The sequence below is a fragment of the Nostoc sp. JL31 genome, from assembly GCF_017114965.1.
Taxonomy (GTDB): Bacteria; Cyanobacteriota; Cyanobacteriia; order Cyanobacteriales; family Nostocaceae; genus Nostoc; species Nostoc punctiforme_A.
Genome location: NZ_JABXKO010000034.1, coordinates 242,533 through 260,230 on the forward strand (window position 1 = coordinate 242,533; position 17,698 = coordinate 260,230).

The window sequence follows — 17,698 nt, forward strand, 5'->3', positions numbered from 1 at the left end:
GGAGTATGGTGTGTGGAGTCATAAGTCCAGATAGCCTGATGAAGGATAATTCATAGGTGTTTCTGGCGAAAGAGCGATCGACGCTCAAAATATTTAGGGGCAATAGCCTTGTGACTGCTTTTGAGATGTGAAAGCAAGCATGGGGAGATTGCCCCTCAATTATGTATGTTTAAGAAGCAATTAAGTTCTTGAGGGCCTCTTGAGCATCAGCGTTTTCTGGATCTATTTTTAATGCTTGCTGAAAAACTGCTGTGGCCTCTTGTTTTGAGCTATCACTAGATTCATCATAGGAAATCTCTCGGCCAAGTTTGATGTAAAGTTCAGCCATTTTGCGACGTGGAATCATATTTCCTAGCGGCTGATAAAAAGCCATGACAGCAGTAAAGCCTTTTTGCTTGTAAAGTGGCAAATTGATATTAGAGCAGGTGTCATAACTGCCTTCACCAGTTTTTACCACCTTTTGGCAAATTCCCAGAACTTCATCTAGATTCTCCTGTTGAGCTAGTGTCTTGACTCAAGTTACTGTAATAATAATCCGTAGGTTCTTTGGCAGCAGCTTGGCGGTAAAGAGCGATCGCTTCTTCTGGTTTTTCTTGTTTCATCAAGATATCGGCCAGTTGTATATATGTTGAAGCTTCAGGTTTGATTTTAATTAGTTGGCGGTAAGCAGCGATCGCTTCATTGACGAAGCCACGCTCTAATGAAAGTGATGCCAAACGTTCATAATAGACTTCATTTGTGGAGTCATTTTTACTCGCTTGACGATAGATATCAACGGCTTCTTTATATTCCAGCATGTCACCCAGATAGTAGTAAGCCAGATAACTCTTGGGATCAATTTTCAAGGCCTCACGGTGAGCAGCGATCGCCTCTTCTCGTTTGCCTAATTTACGCAAGATATTACCTAAATTGTTGTATGTAATTATCTGCATCCGGCTGAAGTTTCAGCGCTTGACGGTAAGCTAATAGTGCTTCCTGTGTATTACCAATTTCCATCAGCTGTGAAGCTAAAGTGTAGTAGTAATACGTGCTACTGTCAGGCTCAAGTTTGATAGCTTGACGAAAAGCGGCGATCGCTTCTGTGGCTCGTCCCTTTTTTGCGAGAAAATTACCTAAATTGACGTAAATATCGGCACTGGGATTTAATTGTAACGCTTGGCGATAAGCAGCGATAGTCTCTGCAATCTTGCCTTGGTTAGATAGGATATCTGGCAGCTTGGCGTAAGCGGAGCTATTTTTGCGTAGGCGTAGCCCGTCGTAGACATCGCGCTCAATCAAACTCCGCCAAATATTAGCGGCTTCTTCATAATTTTTCACTTCTTCGGCAGATGTTGCTTTTTGTTCCAACTCGGCGTAGATATAGCAAAGCTGTCACCAGGGGCAAGATAGCCTGAAAGTACTGCGGTGAATGACTTTTAGATATTTCAGTTACTAACCAGCCAAGGGATTAACAAAGCTGTAACAGCCAGCCTACTCGATCTAGCAGGAGCAAGTCGTGAAATTGTTCAATACATCGCTGGGCCAATTGTCACTCAGCAGAACGGCTGGCAACAGTCAATTCCCACTTGGGTAGGAAAAGCGAATGCCTCCGGCACGCTACGCGAACGCAGTTGATAGATTAGATGCAGCTTTACAAGAGATACACAAGGGAGAAGTAGGTAAACTCACCTCTAGTAGCGAAGTTGTTGCACTGATGATGCCAATTGCTTTTGAAGTGCCGCTATCATCCCAATGGACAGATGTTTACCTCTGGGCAAGTTATGATGCCCTCGTCAGGCACAGACCTTTCAAGAATTTCAACTATGAAAACCTTTGGGAGAAGATTGGTACAACTCCGGTTTTGTATGACAAAATCCGCTCTGATTATGAAACTCTAGCTGCTGATATTCGTTCTCGTGTAGTCAAACACGCGGCGAAAGAGGGATGGGGTAAGAAGTCTTCAAATAACAACAAACACCCTATTACAGCAACTTCAACTGAAAGTAATACTAAGATGGAGCTCAATTCATGGGCAGGCAACCCGCAGGCGAGCCAATCAGGCTTACAGCATGGGAAGCACGCGGGGACGAGATCCGGTCGGGAAGGCTGCGTCGATTCGATCGAGTTCGGTTTGGGTCAGATTGAGTTCCCCGGCTCCCGCGTTTTCAGCGGCGTGTTCGGGGTTGGATGCTTTGGGGATTGCGAAGAGCGAGGAATGCCGCACCAGAAATCGGAGCGCGACTTGGCGAGGGGTGGCGTTATGGGCGGCGGCGATTTCCTGTAGTACGCGACCTGCGGTTGTGCGCGAGCTGGGAAAATCCCCATGACCGAACGGGCTGTATGCGACTACGGCGACCCCATGCTTCTCACACCAGGGGATCACAGCGTGTTCGATCGCTCTCTCTCTCAAATGGTAAAGGACTTGATTGCAGACGAGAGAACCCTCGCCAGCGATCTTCTGGACTGCTTCCAGGTCAGGCACATCGAAGTTGCTCACGCCCCAGCAGAGAATCTTCCCCTCGTGCTGAAGCTGCTCGAAGGCAGCGATCGTCTCCTCCAGTGGGTGTTGACCGCGCCAGTGCAACAGATAAGAGTCCAGTCGATCGGTATGAAGTCGAGCGAGGGATTTCTCGCAGGCTATGATCGTCCCTCTCCGAGAAGCATTTCCAGGAAGAACCTTGGAAACCAGGAAAACCCGATCGCGTCGTCCAGCGATCGCCTCTGCGACCACCTCCTCGGCGCTGCCGTACATCTGTGCCGTGTCGATGTGGGTCATGCCGAGATCGAGTCCTTGGCGCAAAGCGGCGATCGCAGAGGCGCGGTCACCGTTGTCGATGTACCAGGTTCCTTGACCGATCGCTGCCACCTCGCGCTGCGTGGAACCAAATCGATGCTGTTCCATACCTGTCCTCCTGATTAACGCTCCGAGTCCTCACACCATCTGCCGTACCTGCCCTGCATGGCTGAACAGCTCGATCATTTCCCGGTTGAAGGCTGGGATGTCGTCTGGCTTGCGGCTCGACACGAGGTTGCTATCAACTACAACTTCCTGATCTACCCACTGGGCACCTGCGTTCTGGAGATCGGTCTTGAGCGACGGCCACGAGGTGAGCCGCCGTCCGCGCACCACATCTGCCTCGATCAGAGTCCAAGGTCCGTGGCAGATCACCGCTACGGGCTTGTCAGCATCGAAGAAGGACTTTATAAACTCGATCGCCTTAGCTTTAGTCCGAAGTTGATCTGGATTGGCAACACCACCGGGAAGCAGGAGGGCATCATAGTCGGCTGGATTTACTTGATCGAGGGGGACATCTACCGGGAAAAAATCCGCTTTGTCATAATGGTTCCAGCCCTGAACGCGATCGCTCTTAGGTGAAATGATGTGGGTTTGAGCACCTGCTGACTCAAGGGCTTGCTTGGGTTGAGCCATTTCAACTTGCTCAAAGCCATCTGTAACCAGAATGGCAACTTTCTTATTTGTGAGCTCTTCTGTCATCTCTACCTCCTAAAGTGTTGGCTAGACTTGGTTTTTTCGTGTTCTTGTGGGGTTTTAGGCAGCCTGACCTGGCTTGAGCACGATCTTGATACAGTTGTCCTTCTTGTGCTTGAAAATTTCGTAGCCGTGCGGTGCTTGTTCTAGCGGCAGACGATGGGTGATTACAAAAGATGGGTCGATATCGCCATTTTGGACGCGATCGAGTAACGGGCGCAAGTACCTATGAACGTGCGTTTGTCCCGTTTTAAATGTTAAGGCTTTGTTCATGGCAGCACCCATCGGTATCTTGTCTACAAAGCCGCCGTAAACACCAGGAATTGAAACAGTGCCACCTTTGCGACAGGCAACAATCACTTGCCTTAGGGCAGTGGGTCGGTCGGTTTCCATACGCACGGCTTGCTTTACCTGGTCGTAAAACGCATCAGGACCCGTACCGTGGGCTTCCATTCCCACAGCATCCATGCAAGCATCTGGACCGCGCCCACCGGTCATATCTTTGAGGGCTTCACCAACATCAACTTCCTCATAGTTAAGGACTTCTGCCTTGCCGTCTTTCGCCATCTGTAGGCGTTCGGGAACTCGATCGATCGCAATGACGCGCTCGGCACCTAGCATATATGCACTTCTAATGGCAAACTGTCCGACTGGACCGCAGCCCCAGATCGCTACAGTATCTCCTGGCTGGATATCGCAGTTTTCCGCTGCCATGTAGCCAGTGGGGAAGATATCCGTCAGAAACAGGACTTGTTCGTCTGTTAGTCCATCAGGAATCTTGAATAAACCGACATCGGCAAAGGGAACGCGGGCATATTCAGCTTGACCTCCAGCATAGCCACCCATCATATGGGAGTAGCCGAAAAGACCAGATGGGGAATGACCCATCAGTTTTTCTGCCATCCAAGCGTTAGGGTTGGAGTTATCACACAACGACCATAAATCTTTTTGACAAAAGAAACAGGAGCCGCAGGAAATGGTAAAGGGGACGACAACGCGATCGCCTATCTTGACATTCTTGACGGCACTGCCTAGCTCAACGACTTCCCCCATGATATTCATGACCCAGGATATCGCCCTTTTCCATCGTGGGGATGTAACCGTCATAAAGATGTAAATCAGAACCGCAAATCGCTGTTGACGTGATTTTAACAATCGCATCACGCGGATTGATGATTTTTGGATCGGGTACTGTTTCAACCCGCACTTCGTTAGCGCCGTGCCAGCAAACTGCTCTCATTGAGTTGTTCTCCTTTTTTATTTCGCGCATTAGCCAGAGGCGAAGCGTTAGACGCAAAGGGTAAGAGATGACAAGCTTCCTTAGCGTCTTTGCACCTTGCCGCACCCCAAAATTTGCTTGAAATCAGGGTTTGAGTAAGACTTTGACGCAGTTGTCTTGTTTGTGTTTGAAAAGCTCAAAGCCGCGTGGTGCGTCTTCTAGACTGAGGCGATGTGAGAATACAGCAGATGGATCGACTTCGCCTTCGATGACGTGACCCAGCAACCGAGGCATATACTTTTGACCGTGCATTTGTCCCGTTTTGAGCGTCAAACCTTTGTTCATGAAAGCGCCCATCGGCATCTTGTCCACGAAGCCAGCATAAACGCCCATGACCGACAGAGTGCCACCCTTGCGACAAGCCAGAATCATTTGCCGCAACACATGAGGGCGATCGGTTTCCAGCCGTACTGCCTGCTTCGCTTCATCGTAGAATCCTTCCAGCCCGATCCCATGGGCTTCCATGCCACAGGCATCAATGCAAGCATCGGGACCGCGCCCGCCTGTCATTTCTTTCAGGGCTTCGCCCGCATCGACTTCCTCATAATTGATCGTTTCCGCTTTCGCGAAGTCCTTAGCCAGTTGCAAGCGGTAGGGAAAGCGATCGATGCCAATCACGCGCTCGGCACCGAGTAGATAGGCACTGACCATAGCGAACTGTCCGACTGGGCCACAACCCCAGACTGCTACGATGTCTCCACGCTGAATATTACATAAATCTGCTCCCATGTAGCCGGTGGGAAAGGCATCGGTGATCGGCAGCAGTTTTTCATCGGGAATGTCTTGGGGAAGTTTGAGCGCGCCGAAATCAGCGAACGGCACCCGAACATATTCTGCATCGCCACCGGCATAGCCACCGAATAAATGGGAATAGCCATAAATTCCCGACGTACCAAAGCCAAACACCTTCTCCTGCATCCAAGCGTTGGGGTTGGAGTTATCGCATAGTGACCATAAATCTCGTTGGCAGAAGAAACAAGAGCCACAGCCAACCATGGAAGAGACAGCCACGCGATCACCCTTTTGCAATTGCTTGACTTCGCTACCAATTTCAACAACTTCCCCCATAAACTCGTGACCAAGAATGTCACCCGGTTGCATCGTCGGAATGTAGCCATCGTAGAGGTGCAAGTCAGAACCACAAATGGTTGTTGATGTCACTTTAAGGATGGCATCACGCGGGTTGAGAATTTTTGGATCGGGAACTGTTTCGACCCGCACATCATTAGCACCATGCCAGCAAGCTGCTTTCATAGTCATTAGTCCTTAGGTCATTGGTTATTAGTCGTTAGTCTTCTCATTAGTCCTTAGTCATTTGTCGTTAGCTAATAAACAAAGGACAAGTGACTATTTCCCTCTTGGTTGTCCCTCTGTGGTGGCAATCTCGCCTGCTTCCATCATCATTTTGAAGCGGCGTAAATCATCTCCGATTTGCTGTTCTGGTTCTTCGCCGAAGAGTTTGGCAATGGTAGCTCCAATTGCTCCACCAGGCGGGTTATATTTCGTGACAACTTTTACCTCAGTACCGCGATTGGTGGGTGCTGGCTGGAAGCGGACAGAACCAGAGTTATCAACATCTGCACCTTCAACCGAAGCCCAAGCAATCAATTCGTTTTCCCGATCTTCAATGATGTCTGCATCCCATTCAACACTTCCACCTAACACCCCACTGGTCGTCCAGTGCGATCGCTTATTATTGTGTACTTTTACGTCTTTGAGATGCTTCATGAAGCGCGGCAAGTTCTCAAAGTTATGCCAAAAGCGGTAGAGTTCCTCTACTGGTTTGTTAATCGTTACCGTCTTTTCAACTTTAATTGGTTGGCTCATGTCTATTGTCTCCCGTGCTTGCTGTATGGTGCTTTGTTTATCGCAGTTTGGACAAATTTGTTTGTCCAAACCCTAATACTAGGAGCGGAGAACAGTGTAGAATAAAAGCTTATTAGCGAGAGGCATGTAGAAGTCTCTTGAAAAAATTTACCCTTCGTATCAGCCTTCTAGACTACTAAAAAAATTAACTACTACAAATCAATACCTGAAATTTAAAGCTTTCAACTAAACATAACCTCTAACTAAAGAATGAGATTGGTGTTAAGTTAGTTACTTCTCGCTTGTATCTTGGCGTAATGCTAGGGAAGCTGTCACCTATTGCAATCTAGACATTCAAACATAACTAGACAAGTGTTTCACTCAAGGATTTTTAGATGCTTAACTTTGCCGAGAATGTCTTCTTTTAGGCAAAGTATACTGGGAGTAGGCTCCCCAGCATGAGGCTTTGATCTATGCTAATTCATGCCGCTTCACTTCTCTTTAAGGCAATGCACATAGTCCATTTCCTCTCAATGCGTAAGTCCTATATAGGACTCATATCTGATTTTTGAACAAGATTTCAGATAAAACCCCCGTCCAAATCGCTAAAACCCAATAATCAACTCTTTTTTCTCAAACCCAGACTCCACCATACTTTCAGGCTATCTTGCCCCTGGTGACAGCTTCGCTATATCTACGCCAACTCCTCTACCGTTTGTGCCAGACTGATTTGAGGAATTAAAGCCAAACCTAAACTCAACAAAAACGGGAATATTTTCAGGTTTACCATAGACTTTCAGCTTAAAATAACTAAGTCAATCTTCAAACCAAGCTTAATCTCAGTATTTAAGTTTGTAACCCGTAAAACTTACCATACTGGGTAAATCAGGCAAAAATATGGCTACGAAAATTCCTGTCACAGTGATCACAGGCTTCTTAGGTAGTGGAAAAACCAGCCTAATTCGCCACCTGCTACAAAACAACGAAGGACGGCGTATTGCCGTTTTAGTCAATGAATTTGGCGAACTCGGTATTGATGGCGAATTATTAAAATCTTGTCAAATTTGCCCCGAAGATGGTGAGGGTGACACTAATATTTTTGAATTAACCAACGGCTGCTTATGCTGCACCGTGCAGGAAGAGTTTTATCCGATGATGCAAGAGTTAATCAAGCGGCGAGATAGTATCGATTGCATTTTGATTGAAACCTCTGGTTTAGCCTTACCAAAACCACTGGTGAAGGCTTTTCGTTGGCAGGAAATTCGCAACGCCGCCACTGTAGACGCGGTGATTACCGTGGTAGATTGTGCGGCGGTTGCAGCCGGGACATTTGCTAGCGATCCAGAAGCGATCGCAGCCCAGCGCCAAGCAGATGATAATCTAGAACACGAAACACCCTTGCAAGAACTGTTTGAAGACCAACTTGCTTGTGCAGACTTGGTGGTGTTAAATAAAATTGACTTGGTGGATGCTGAGACAAAAGCCAGAGTTGAGGAATTGATTAAGCAAGAATTGCCCAGAGTGGTGAAAATTGTCGAGAGCGATGCCTGCGGCGGGCTACGCCTACGTTCTCAACTAGATGCATCTATATTATTAGGATTCAAAGCCGCAGTTGAAGACAATTTAGATTCTCGTCCTAGTCATCACGATACCGAAGAAGACCACAATCACGACGAAGAAATTACTTCAGCTAATTTAATTTTGGATCGTACCTTTGACCCCGAAAAGCTACAACAGCAGTTGCAAACATTGGTACAACAACAAGAAATTTACCGGATTAAAGGCTTTGTCGCAGTGCCAAATAAATCCATGCGCTTAGTCATGCAAGGCGTGGGAACTCGATTTGATAAATTTTACGATCGCCCCTGGAAACCAGAAGAAGCTAGGCAAACGCGTTTAGTTTTCATCGGACGTGATTTGAATTCTTCTGAAATCGAATCACAGCTTGTAGCTTTATAAGTATATATAGAAAGATCCCCGACTTCTTAAAGAAGTCGGGGATCTTTCTCTTGAGAGTTACTAGTTATGAATAATTAGTTAATTCAAAACAAAAATTCTTCACTTTACAAATATATGACGATTTCTCAACTATTTAACGTTGCCAACCTTTTCGTCTTGCCATTTTGGGCGTTGATGATTTTATTGCCGAACTGGAAAGTCACACGGTGGATAATGTCATCATATTTACCCTTTGTGCTGTTAGCAGGAACATATTTATATTTGTTTATTAGCAGCATTACTCCAGAAAATGCCCAAGCTTTATCGAATCCTCAATTAGCTGATATTGCGCGATTCCTTGCAGATGAAACATCTGCGGCAACAGGTTGGATTCATTTTTTAGTGATGGATTTATTCGTCGGTCGCTGGATTTATTGGGAAGGACAGAAAACAGGTGTTTGGACAATTCACTCTCTGGCTTTATCTTTGTTCGCTGGGCCGTTGGGATTACTATCTCACATTTTAACTGACTGGATTACTAAGAGATTTTTCCCAAAGTTTCAGCAGAATGAAAAGGCAACATTAGCAGAACAAGAAGTACCATCAACTGGCACATAGCAATAGGGGCACACATCTGTGCGCCCCTACTAATGATAATTGCTAATAGTTTACTGCCATTACCAATTATCTCATTTTAAAATCATTAACCGTTGCCGTGTCTATAGTCAGCATCTATCCAGCAGCGTGGTAGAACTTCACCTGAAGGAAAAACAAGATTTTGTTTTTTGAAAGTTTCAGGTTGCTGTTCTTCTTGACCTTCTTGATCTTTTGCCTGAACAACATCAGTATTCGGGTCAATTAATTCCTGAATTTCAACAATTTTTACCAATTCGCCAGAATCTTTGACTTGTAAAAGCATAGAAATTGCCTCAATAATTTGCATGAAAGTTAAGAGCAAGTTTAAGATAAACTCATTCTCGTCTCAACCAATTTAGAAGGTCGAGATTCCTTAATTGTTAAAGGAAATTTTTACCAGATATGCATAAATAAATTACACAAAATTTATCTATGTGTCTCTGTGGTTTTTATCTTTATAAAATTGACACAACAAATTAATCCTCAATCCAGCATTTCAAATCAAATTAGGAAATACTGACCGAGAAAATTGTCTAATTCAAATAATCTTGGTTGTAGATATTAGATTTCGCGTTGATATTTTTCTAAAATATCAACTAATGTTACTTGGCATTGCAGTGGTAGTAAATCACTTAAAGAAAGTTCGCTTCTACCGCCGCCAATTTTGACTGTAATTGATTTCAAGACTTTTAAAACTTGATCTTCACTTACATTGTTGGAAGTAATTAAGGGATACAACTGTTCTGCAACAAGGGTGTGCAGTTTGGCATTAGATAAATAAAGATGCCATTTAGCAATGTCTATGTAGACATTTTCGCCAATTTCAGCTGCTAGGGCTTCCAGTAGTTCTGTGGTGTTAGTCTTTGCCATAAAAATAACCCTACGTTAAGAAAGAGTGCGAAATCTCAGGCTTTTTTACATTATCGCTCAATTAATAGGCTGATTCTACTACCACAGGTTACAATCGCCCCAGCATCAGCAGTCCGTCTTCAGGTGGATTTAGGTGGAGTTTCGCTGTAATTAGCGATCGCACTAATATAGATCAGATGCACTAATACTATGCCTGTCCAACTTGCAGTAAACAACGGTAGCCAGTCCCAGGTAGTGCTTTTCAAGATATGAAAAAACCATAAGCCAGAATTTATAGTAGCAGCGATCGCTACATGGACGGCAAAATTCATCCGGTCATCAATCTTGCGGTAATCAGGGTCTTTGCGATCGGGTTTGCGAGGCCAACGAGGAGGCATAAATATTTGTTACAGATTTAAATACACCCTACTCATTCTAAGGTTTTTAGTGCAGTCGTTGCGATTAGACTTCTAGAAGCAGTCATAATTGAATTGGAAGTCAAGAGCCGCTGGGTTAAATCCGATGACGATCTTTGAGCAAATAGACCCCGATCTCCTCTATCCAGATAGCGACGGCAAACCAATGGCAGACAATACAGAGCAATATCGTTGGATTGTCCTGATTAAGGAGAATTTAGAGATTCTGTTTGCTAATAATGACAATGTTTTGATTGCAGGAGATTTGCTCTGGTATCCCGTCCGTTCTCGGCTGATTACACCGACTGCACCTGATGTGATGGTTGTCTTCGGTAGACCAAAGGGTAAACGTCGTTCCTATCGTCAGTGGCAAGAAGATAATATTCCACCGCAAGTAGTCTTTGAGATTCTTTCTTATAGTAATGATACCAAGGAGATGGATCGTAAGCTGGAATTTTACGATACCTATGGTGTTGAAGAATACTATTTATACGATCCTGAAAGTTTTCAACTAGATGGCTGGTTGCGGCAAAACAACCATTTGAATAAAGTATGGCAACTGGATGGTTGGTTCAGTCCCCGTTTAGGAATTAGATTTCAAACGGAGCTTGGAGAGTTAGTAATTTACCGTCCAGATGGACAGAGATTTTTAAATTCCCTGGAACTCAATCAACGGGTAGAACAGGCTGAGTTATTACTAGAACAAGAACTTCAACGCGCTGAACAGTTAGCAGCATATTTGCGTAATCTCGGCATTGATCCTGATAATCTTCCGTAACTAGGGAGATGAAGAAGGAAATAGGGTACAGGTTACAGGGTACAGATTATTCCCTATCACCTGTCACCTATCATCTGTCACCTAATATGCCCAATAGCTAACTTATTACTTTGCCGGCGAATAATCTCCTGATTTCCCGCCACTTTTACTTATTAAACGAATCGATTCAATTTGAATCGACTTTTCTAAGGCTTTTGCCATATCGTATAAAGTCAGGGCAGCGACAGAAACCGCAGTTAAGGCTTCCATCTCTACACCAGTTTCAGCTTTGGTTTTGACTGTAGCTTGAATTTGATAACCCGGTAGTTCGGGATCGGGTGTGATTTCGACAGCGATTTTTTGCAAAGGCAACGGATGACACAGAGGAATTAAAGTGGCTGTTTGCTTGGCTGCCATAATTCCAGCCAATCTTGCAGTTGCCAACACATCCCCTTTTGGGACATTTCCGGCTTGAATGGCAGCGAAGGTGGCTGGCAGCATTCGCACCTTAGCAGCTGCTATTGCTTGACGAATGGTGGGTGCTTTATCAGACACATCAACCATCTGTGCCTGTCCTTGGGGATCTAGATGGGTTAAGTTGGCAAAATTAGATGGAAAATTATCTTGCGCCATTTGGTTAGAACGTGTTAATATAGATTGTCGGTGAGGGCGTGTAGCTCAGTGGACTAGAGCACGTGGCTACGGACCACGGTGTCGGGGGTTCGAATCCCTCCTCGCCCGTTTTTAAAAAGTTAAGAGTTGAAAGTTAGGAGTGATGAGTTAAATTTCATCACTCCTAACTTTTAAGTTTTTCAAGGCGTAGGCATCTGGAGCTAGACCTAATGCAAAGCGCAGTGAGTTGGATAAGTTTTTGCTCGAATGGGTGAGGAAGAGGACAAGTGCTAGAGAAGTAATCGCAGCACCGTAGCCAAACATATCGCGGTAGCCTACAAGTTCTGCAATAATACCCAGAAGAGGAGCAGCGATCGCAATTCCCAGATCGAGTCCAGCTATACATATAGCAAAAATTTTCCCCCGTTCTTGCGGCAGTGAACGGTCTGCCATCATGGTAATCATCATCGAGATCAGTGTACCACCACCAGCACCTTCAGCGATCGCAGCCAGCAAGAAAACGATCGGGCTGTAAGCCTGCCACAGCAGTATTAATGCCAAAACGTAGCAAAAAATCCCAAAGGTAATTAACCGTGCTTACATCCCCGCCCACGAGGGGACGGGGTTTTACGCACGTTCAATAAACAAACCCCGCCCGAAGCGATCGCTTGCTTTACCAGCAAATACCCTGATACTAAAACTAGAAATTGCCGCAGCTGTAAAAAATAGTCCGCCATTGAAGTCCACCTGAGTGGATTTGAGGAACAACGACACAAAGGTATGTACAGCACCAAGGGACAAACCAACTAGCAACATAACTATAGTTGGAACTCTCACCCGTGGGCTGGCCAAAATTTGCCAAAATTTGCGATCTTCTCCCTCTGTCTGCTGCTGCGTTTGCACTGGCGAATTCGTAACTTGTACAATTCCCAAGAGGGCGACAAAACCCAATTCGGCAGATAACAGAAATAATATGCCGTAACCACTTGTAGCTTCTAAATAACCACCCAAGGCAGGGCCAATTGCTAAACCAATGGGAGTTGCTAGGGTCATGTAACCAATGATTTCACCACGAGTTTCAGCGGGCGCCAAATCTGCGACTAAGGCACTGTAGCCAGTGGTAAAAGCGGCAACACTAATGCCGTGAAAAATCCGCACTAGGATTAATAGCCCAAGAGATTGGGTTGCCAAGTAACCAAAGGGTGCGATCGCAGCTACGATCGTACCAATCACTAAGACAATTTTCCGACCGCGTTCATCGGCTAACCGTCCCAGCATTGGGCGAGATAGCAATAACCCAATGGCAAAACTGCCCATGACAAGGCCAATTTCTTGCTTGCTTGCGCCCACATCATCGATGTAAAGCGGTAGAGTTGGCAAGAGCGAAGACAGGCTCGACCAGAATAATAAACCCGCTGTAAACAAAATCAGCATAGAAGAATGCAAAAGCAATACCTCCGCTTATAAACTCTAAAAAATGCTCACTCAATGCTCAAATACTATACTTTAATTACTTAAGTACTTGGGTAGTGATACTAAGTATTAATTAATGCTTTGTATCACTACTCAATATATGCTCACACACTTCTAACCTCAAAAAAACTTCAAGTAATCTTCTGACTCTAACCCACACCTTGCCACACAAGGATTACAGCCATTTTTGCCCCTAGGGCATCTCATCTATCTTTAACTCCCTTTACAGTCCATCATTCTCTTGCTAATACCCGGTTGTAGAGGATTTTTGGCACAAATCAAAGTATCGCGAGAGTCATTATCACACACTATTGAGAATAAAGATAAAAATAGTACAAAAATATTGCCTGTCTATCCTTTGTCTTCTAAAAACTCCAAGTATTTTGAACATATCCACAAAAAAAGACCCTATCTAGGGTCTTGACTATTAACTAAACTTTTGAGTTATCTATTCCCCCAACAAATACATCACCTCTTCTAGCTTTTGTTTAGCTATGTGGAGATTGAGAAACTTTTGTTTTTCCGATGACAATGGAGAATGAAAACGTCTACCTTCAGATGTTTCAAACGCGCCCATTTTAGTTAAAACTTGTCTCTCAGCTAACAAAATCTTTGTGAGCAGCGACAAGCATTTGAGCTTGTCTTAAAACGTTTCCAAATAAATAAAAAGGAATCTGCCAAGCTGCAACGGTAACTTCTTTGACTATATCTTGTACACTAACTGCAATTAATTCATGCTCTGGTGGCTCTCCTTCAACTACACCAGACCAAGTAAAAGCTAATAAAAAATCATCGTCTCCAGGCAAGGATGCAATCAAACATTCTTCTGGTGTTGGTTCGCAAATAATTCCATAATCATTTGCAAGTTCTACTAATTTTTGAAAGTTGTTTGCGTTTGTCATTTGTCCTTTGGGTGTAATTGAATCTCAGTTTTAGAAAAAATCATATTTTTAACTCCAGAACTCAAGTGAGTTGCTACGTAGCATAAATTACGAATTATTAATTATTCGTTTAAAATTATGAGTTATTGGAGTTGGATTGGGCTTAAGTCCAAAATCTTACCGCGATCGCCTGCTTGTATCAGCAACAATTGCTACTGTTTTAAAAAAATCTAGACTACCTACTTTTTCGGTTTACCGTATTTACATATACCTCCCTTTGTTAACATTTCAAGATTGATGTCCTAATATCACTCAGGCTGACGCAGTGCATTGAGAATTGCGTCAGCTTTTGGGGGAACTGCTGTAAACCGAAGCACAAAAAGATGCTCGTCAACATTAGACTGTTGGATCACCTTGGCATAGATATATTCTTCTTCTATAGCAATTTCTGCTTCAATCAATAACTTGAGTTTGAGATTACTCAAGAGTTCTAAAGAATGTGGCGATCGCAGCTGCGCGCCTTTTTCTGAGAGGCTAATAAAGTCTCCCAGAAATACTGTTCCCACTGCATGTTTTCCCTGTAAAATACTGTATTCTACAGGTATTATGGGAGTAATAACGCTCATTTTTTGATCATATTTAGGCAAGAATAAATTATATTTACCGCCAATGCCACGAATTTCACAAATTGTCACAGGGTGTTTAATTCCTTTAGGTTCTATTTGTAGTTCTCCAGCAATTTGTAGGTCAATATTGGCATCCTTACAGGTATTTTCAGAAATTAAAATCTGTCCTCCCACTGTATAAGATTCAATTCGAGCAGCCAAATTAACATGACTGCCAATAACTGTATATTGAGCGCGTTTTTGAGAACCAACATTTCCCGCTACAGCCTCGCCTGTATTAATCCCAATTCCCATTTCCAGGATTGGGAAATTCATTTGCTGATTTTGTTCATTCACTTGCTGCATTGCCAATTGCATAGCAATAGCACAAGCGATCGCTCGTTCAGAATCATCTTTGCGACTAATTGGCGCACCAAAAATCACAAAAATACCATCACCCATAAACTCATTAATCGTGCCTTTATACTGGTTAATCACATCAGTCATTGTTCCCAAATAAAGATTCAAAATCTTTACTACTTCTTCTGGGGGCAATTGTTCGGAAATAGCCGAGAATCCTCTTAAATCCGATACAAGAACCGTAACTTTTCGGCGCTCTCCCCCCAGCTTTAACCCAGAAGGAGTTTCGAGGATATTGGCGACGATTTCATCAGTTAGATAGCGACCGAGGGTTTTTCGCATCTCGGTAGCGCTTTGAGCAATATACTGAGTGAGTGCGATCGCAGAACCGACAAAAGCCAGCAATGAAGGGATAACGGGAATCCACCAACCAGCCAAAAATGCCAAAAAGCTGCCGCCAATTAAACCGCCACCTACCAACAAAACACTAACAGCCATGAGGTTTTTCTGGTTGCTACTGTGGCGTTGCAGCCAACACAAGCTAGCACCAATAATTGACCAAATCAAAATTGATAGCCATTCTAACGGCTCAGGTAAACACTTAATCAGTGGACGACCTTCCATTGCCGCACTTAAAATTTGACTAATCAAATTAGCATGAATTGTCACACCCGCCATTCGTTCTGGGTCGGTCAAGACATTACTGCTGTAAGGTGTATAGAATAGATCCTTCAAACTCTCAGCGGTAGCACCAACTAATACCACCTTATCTCGCATTAAATCGCGTGGTATGAGATTCTCTTGCACTTCGGTAAGAGAGACTTTAGTAAACTGCTGTATCCGTCCTCGGTAGTTCAACAGTACTTGATAACTCCCGGCATCGGCTCGGACATAACCTCCATCATTAGCTTCAAAAATCGGAAAAATACCCCGATTTAACTGCAAGTAATTAGAGTTAATAGCTGATGGCTTGGCAGTAATACCTTCAGGTTTCAAGTACAACAATGCCAGTTTTAACCCAAAACTTTCCAGAATCTCGTCATTATTTAAATTTACGTACAATAACGATCGCCGAATTTTGCCATCTCCATCTATGGGTAAATCATTCGACCCAATTTGATTAAGTTTTTTCAGTTCTGGAGATGAATCAACCGCCGAACTATCAATAGTATCAGAGACTTTTTGGACTCCAATTAAATTAGGAGTAGACTTAAAAACCTTAAGTAAATCTTGATAACCGGGATTGACGGGTAAATCACGATAAATATCTAAACCAATCGCTCTAGGTTTTTGCTGTTTGATTTTCTCTAACAAACTAGCAAGTTTTCCATCAGGCATAGGCCACTGTCCCTGCTTGCGGACATCTGCCTCATTAATCTCAACTATGACAATGCGGGTATCAGCCGACTCTCGTGGACGCAGGAGAAAAAATTGATCTAGTGCTGCCAATTCCAACAATTGCAGTAATCCAGTCAAGCGGATTGCAATCACCAAGGCTGTAATATTGGGAACAGCAAGTAAAACACCCCGCCATTGCCAGATGTGCGGTTTCAGCTTTGCCCACATAATATTTAGTGCTGAGTGCTGAGTTAGGAGTTAGGAGTTAGGAGTTAGGAGTTAGGAGTTAGGAGTAGAGACGCGATTAATCGCGTCTGTAGAAGAGTTGGGAGTTGGGAATTCTCCCTCAGTCCAATGCCCCGTGCCCAATGCCCCATGCTCTTCTTTCGTAGATGTGCAACAATCAATCAATGGTTCAGAAGCGATCGCACTCAAACCCACTGACTTGAAAAATTGTCTCCAATCCAGCCTTGCTTTGAAATTATTTGGCTCAGTCCGACGTAGCTGCACCAAACTAGTCAGTGCTTCATGCCAAATCCCAGCTTCTGCATAGATGGTGGGCAACTTGTATAAATTTGCCTTTGCTAACGCCTCCGATAAGGTTGCTCCTGGCTGAGTGCGTTCTACCCAACCATCTACAGTCGGATTTTCACTAGAGTCTTGAGTATCACAAACAATTGTTAGATACCAATGATAAGTTTTACCTACAGCAAGTGCAGGGGTACTGTCAGGAAGTTTAAAGCTAATAATTCCCGGCTGATTTGGAAGTGTAAAAGATGTTTCATAAAATACGTTTTGGTCTTCAGTCAGGAGCAAAAACTTGGCTGTTTTGAGTTTAAATTGGGGTATATACCAGAAAAATGTTGGATGTTGAGCAAATGTCAGCCCTAATTTATCTGGAGGTATTAAGGGGGTTATTAGTTTTTTGCCTGTTAGACAAGAGCTACCACGGGTAGAACCACCAGCACTTGCGGGGGGTTTTCCCCGCTGTGGTGGCTTAAATGTTTGACTAATTTGCCAAGTTTTATTGGGATGGTACAACTGAGCTTGTACCTCTGCTGTTAAAGCAGAAAGCAAATACAAAGGTAGGGAAAAGGGTACAAAATATAAAGATGGTTTCATCCATTTCATATTGATAATGCCTGAGTTCTAGATTAGTCAGGTGAATAAATCAAGTATTCCCAAAAGCAGAGTCAGATTTTTCACTCAACTACAGAACTATTTATTGGGCATTGGGCATTGGGCATTGGGCATTGGGCATTGGGCATTGGGCATTGGG

The 17,698-nt window shown here is 44.1% G+C and carries 17 protein-coding genes, 1 tRNA gene and 3 pseudogenes; 4 read left to right on the forward strand and 17 right to left on the reverse strand.

Annotated elements, in window-relative coordinates:
- Positions 1 to 169: 169 nt before the first annotated feature.
- The 8 genes and pseudogenes from HWQ43_RS07285 to HWQ43_RS07320 form a co-directional block, all read right to left on the reverse strand.
- Positions 170 to 457: a hypothetical protein gene (locus HWQ43_RS07285; protein WP_292731701.1), complete on the reverse strand. Its 288-nt coding sequence runs from the start codon at positions 455 to 457 to the stop codon at positions 170 to 172.
- A 22-nt stretch (positions 458 to 479) separates the two neighbouring features.
- The gene (locus HWQ43_RS07290) at positions 480 to 932 is read right to left on the reverse strand and encodes a tetratricopeptide repeat protein (protein WP_292731703.1); all 453 of its coding nucleotides are present in this window, start codon (positions 930 to 932) and stop codon (positions 480 to 482) included.
- Positions 901 to 1,347 (reverse strand): tetratricopeptide repeat protein, encoded by a 447-nt coding sequence (locus HWQ43_RS07295; protein ID WP_292731705.1) that lies wholly within the window; start codon positions 1,345 to 1,347, stop codon positions 901 to 903. The genes HWQ43_RS07290 and HWQ43_RS07295 overlap by 32 nt, the downstream gene beginning before the upstream one ends.
- Before the next feature lie 694 nt (positions 1,348 to 2,041).
- Entirely contained in the window at positions 2,042 to 2,881 is an 840-nt protein-coding gene (locus HWQ43_RS07300; RefSeq protein WP_292731707.1) for an aldo/keto reductase, read from the reverse strand.
- Positions 2,882 to 2,911: 30 nt separating this feature from the next.
- Positions 2,912 to 3,475, reverse strand: a complete 564-nt coding sequence (locus HWQ43_RS07305; protein WP_292731709.1) for a type 1 glutamine amidotransferase domain-containing protein — start codon at positions 3,473 to 3,475, stop codon at positions 2,912 to 2,914.
- Positions 3,476 to 3,529: 54 nt separating this feature from the next.
- Positions 3,530 to 4,709, reverse strand: a pseudogene (locus HWQ43_RS07310) (zinc-dependent alcohol dehydrogenase).
- Positions 4,710 to 4,832: 123 nt separating this feature from the next.
- Entirely contained in the window at positions 4,833 to 6,002 is a 1,170-nt protein-coding gene (locus HWQ43_RS07315; RefSeq protein ID WP_292731711.1) for a zinc-dependent alcohol dehydrogenase, read from the reverse strand.
- A gap of 93 nt (positions 6,003 to 6,095) precedes the next feature.
- Positions 6,096 to 6,614, reverse strand: a pseudogene (locus tag HWQ43_RS07320) (SRPBCC family protein); the annotation flags it as partial.
- A gap of 837 nt (positions 6,615 to 7,451) precedes the next feature.
- Here HWQ43_RS07320 and cobW point away from each other — a divergent pair.
- Together cobW and HWQ43_RS07330 are read left to right on the forward strand one after the other, a co-directional pair.
- Entirely contained in the window at positions 7,452 to 8,513 is a 1,062-nt protein-coding gene (gene cobW, locus HWQ43_RS07325; protein WP_292731715.1) for a cobalamin biosynthesis protein CobW, read from the forward strand.
- A 114-nt stretch (positions 8,514 to 8,627) separates the two neighbouring features.
- On the forward strand, positions 8,628 to 9,110 hold the full coding sequence (locus HWQ43_RS07330; protein WP_292731717.1) for an ABA4-like family protein: 483 nt from the start codon (positions 8,628 to 8,630) through the stop codon (positions 9,108 to 9,110).
- Between the two features lie 85 nt (positions 9,111 to 9,195).
- Here HWQ43_RS07330 and HWQ43_RS07335 read toward each other — a convergent pair whose 3' ends face one another.
- From HWQ43_RS07335 to HWQ43_RS07345, 3 genes are all read right to left on the reverse strand, one after another.
- Entirely contained in the window at positions 9,196 to 9,411 is a 216-nt protein-coding gene (locus HWQ43_RS07335) for an acetyltransferase (RefSeq protein ID WP_292731719.1), read from the reverse strand.
- A gap of 278 nt (positions 9,412 to 9,689) precedes the next feature.
- Entirely contained in the window at positions 9,690 to 9,998 is a 309-nt protein-coding gene (locus HWQ43_RS07340) for a DUF3181 family protein (RefSeq protein WP_292731721.1), read from the reverse strand.
- Between the two features lie 119 nt (positions 9,999 to 10,117).
- Entirely contained in the window at positions 10,118 to 10,375 is a 258-nt protein-coding gene (locus tag HWQ43_RS07345; RefSeq protein WP_292731724.1) for a hypothetical protein, read from the reverse strand.
- A 124-nt stretch (positions 10,376 to 10,499) separates the two neighbouring features.
- On the opposite strand from HWQ43_RS07345, the gene HWQ43_RS07350 reads away from it, so the two are divergent.
- Positions 10,500 to 11,171, forward strand: a complete 672-nt coding sequence (locus HWQ43_RS07350) for a Uma2 family endonuclease (RefSeq protein ID WP_292731752.1) — start codon at positions 10,500 to 10,502, stop codon at positions 11,169 to 11,171.
- Positions 11,172 to 11,276: 105 nt separating this feature from the next.
- On the opposite strand, the gene moaC is transcribed toward HWQ43_RS07350, so the two are convergent.
- Positions 11,277 to 11,783 (reverse strand): cyclic pyranopterin monophosphate synthase MoaC, encoded by a 507-nt coding sequence (moaC, locus tag HWQ43_RS07355; RefSeq protein ID WP_292731726.1) that lies wholly within the window; start codon positions 11,781 to 11,783, stop codon positions 11,277 to 11,279.
- Positions 11,784 to 11,817: 34 nt separating this feature from the next.
- On the opposite strand from moaC, the gene HWQ43_RS07360 reads away from it, so the two are divergent.
- Positions 11,818 to 11,891: transfer RNA gene (locus HWQ43_RS07360), tRNA-Arg, on the forward strand.
- A 39-nt stretch (positions 11,892 to 11,930) separates the two neighbouring features.
- Here HWQ43_RS07360 and HWQ43_RS07365 read toward each other — a convergent pair.
- From HWQ43_RS07365 to HWQ43_RS07385, 5 genes and pseudogenes are all read right to left on the reverse strand, one after another.
- Positions 11,931 to 13,196 (reverse strand): annotated as a pseudogene (locus HWQ43_RS07365) (MFS transporter).
- A gap of 487 nt (positions 13,197 to 13,683) precedes the next feature.
- Positions 13,684 to 13,812 carry a hypothetical protein gene (locus tag HWQ43_RS07370; RefSeq protein ID WP_292731728.1) on the reverse strand — a complete coding sequence of 43 codons (129 nt, stop codon included), beginning with the start codon at positions 13,810 to 13,812 and terminating at the stop codon, positions 13,684 to 13,686.
- A gap of 19 nt (positions 13,813 to 13,831) precedes the next feature.
- The gene (locus HWQ43_RS07375; protein WP_292731730.1) at positions 13,832 to 14,137 is read right to left on the reverse strand and encodes a hypothetical protein; all 306 of its coding nucleotides are present in this window, start codon (positions 14,135 to 14,137) and stop codon (positions 13,832 to 13,834) included.
- A 287-nt stretch (positions 14,138 to 14,424) separates the two neighbouring features.
- A complete protein-coding gene (locus HWQ43_RS07380; RefSeq protein WP_292731732.1) occupies positions 14,425 to 16,647 on the reverse strand; it encodes an adenylate/guanylate cyclase domain-containing protein in 2,223 nt (740 codons plus the stop codon).
- A gap of 51 nt (positions 16,648 to 16,698) precedes the next feature.
- Positions 16,699 to 17,550, reverse strand: coding sequence for a DUF928 domain-containing protein (locus tag HWQ43_RS07385; RefSeq protein WP_292731734.1), 852 nt, complete (start codon positions 17,548 to 17,550; stop codon positions 16,699 to 16,701).
- Between the last annotated feature and the right edge of the window lie 148 nt (positions 17,551 to 17,698).

Coding starts and splice junctions, on each gene's coding strand:
- HWQ43_RS07370 (WP_292731728.1), bottom strand. CDS start 13,812: ATGGGCGCGTTTGAAACATCTGAAGGTAGACGTTTTCATTCTCCATTG.
- HWQ43_RS07300 (WP_292731707.1), bottom strand. CDS start 2,881: ATGGAACAGCATCGATTTGGTTCCACGCAGCGCGAGGTGGCAGCGATC.
- HWQ43_RS07345 (WP_292731724.1), bottom strand. CDS start 10,375: ATGCCTCCTCGTTGGCCTCGCAAACCCGATCGCAAAGACCCTGATTAC.
- HWQ43_RS07350 (WP_292731752.1), top strand. CDS start 10,500: ATGACGATCTTTGAGCAAATAGACCCCGATCTCCTCTATCCAGATAGC.
- HWQ43_RS07375 (WP_292731730.1), bottom strand. CDS start 14,137: ATGACAAACGCAAACAACTTTCAAAAATTAGTAGAACTTGCAAATGAT.
- HWQ43_RS07335 (WP_292731719.1), bottom strand. CDS start 9,411: ATGCTTTTACAAGTCAAAGATTCTGGCGAATTGGTAAAAATTGTTGAA.
- cobW (WP_292731715.1), top strand. CDS start 7,452: ATGGCTACGAAAATTCCTGTCACAGTGATCACAGGCTTCTTAGGTAGT.
- HWQ43_RS07385 (WP_292731734.1), bottom strand. CDS start 17,550: ATGAAATGGATGAAACCATCTTTATATTTTGTACCCTTTTCCCTACCT.
- moaC (WP_292731726.1), bottom strand. CDS start 11,783: ATGGCGCAAGATAATTTTCCATCTAATTTTGCCAACTTAACCCATCTA.
- HWQ43_RS07340 (WP_292731721.1), bottom strand. CDS start 9,998: ATGGCAAAGACTAACACCACAGAACTACTGGAAGCCCTAGCAGCTGAA.
- HWQ43_RS07290 (WP_292731703.1), bottom strand. CDS start 932: ATGCAGATAATTACATACAACAATTTAGGTAATATCTTGCGTAAATTA.
- HWQ43_RS07315 (WP_292731711.1), bottom strand. CDS start 6,002: ATGAAAGCAGCTTGCTGGCATGGTGCTAATGATGTGCGGGTCGAAACA.
- HWQ43_RS07380 (WP_292731732.1), bottom strand. CDS start 16,647: ATGTGGGCAAAGCTGAAACCGCACATCTGGCAATGGCGGGGTGTTTTA.
- HWQ43_RS07305 (WP_292731709.1), bottom strand. CDS start 3,475: ATGACAGAAGAGCTCACAAATAAGAAAGTTGCCATTCTGGTTACAGAT.
- HWQ43_RS07330 (WP_292731717.1), top strand. CDS start 8,628: ATGACGATTTCTCAACTATTTAACGTTGCCAACCTTTTCGTCTTGCCA.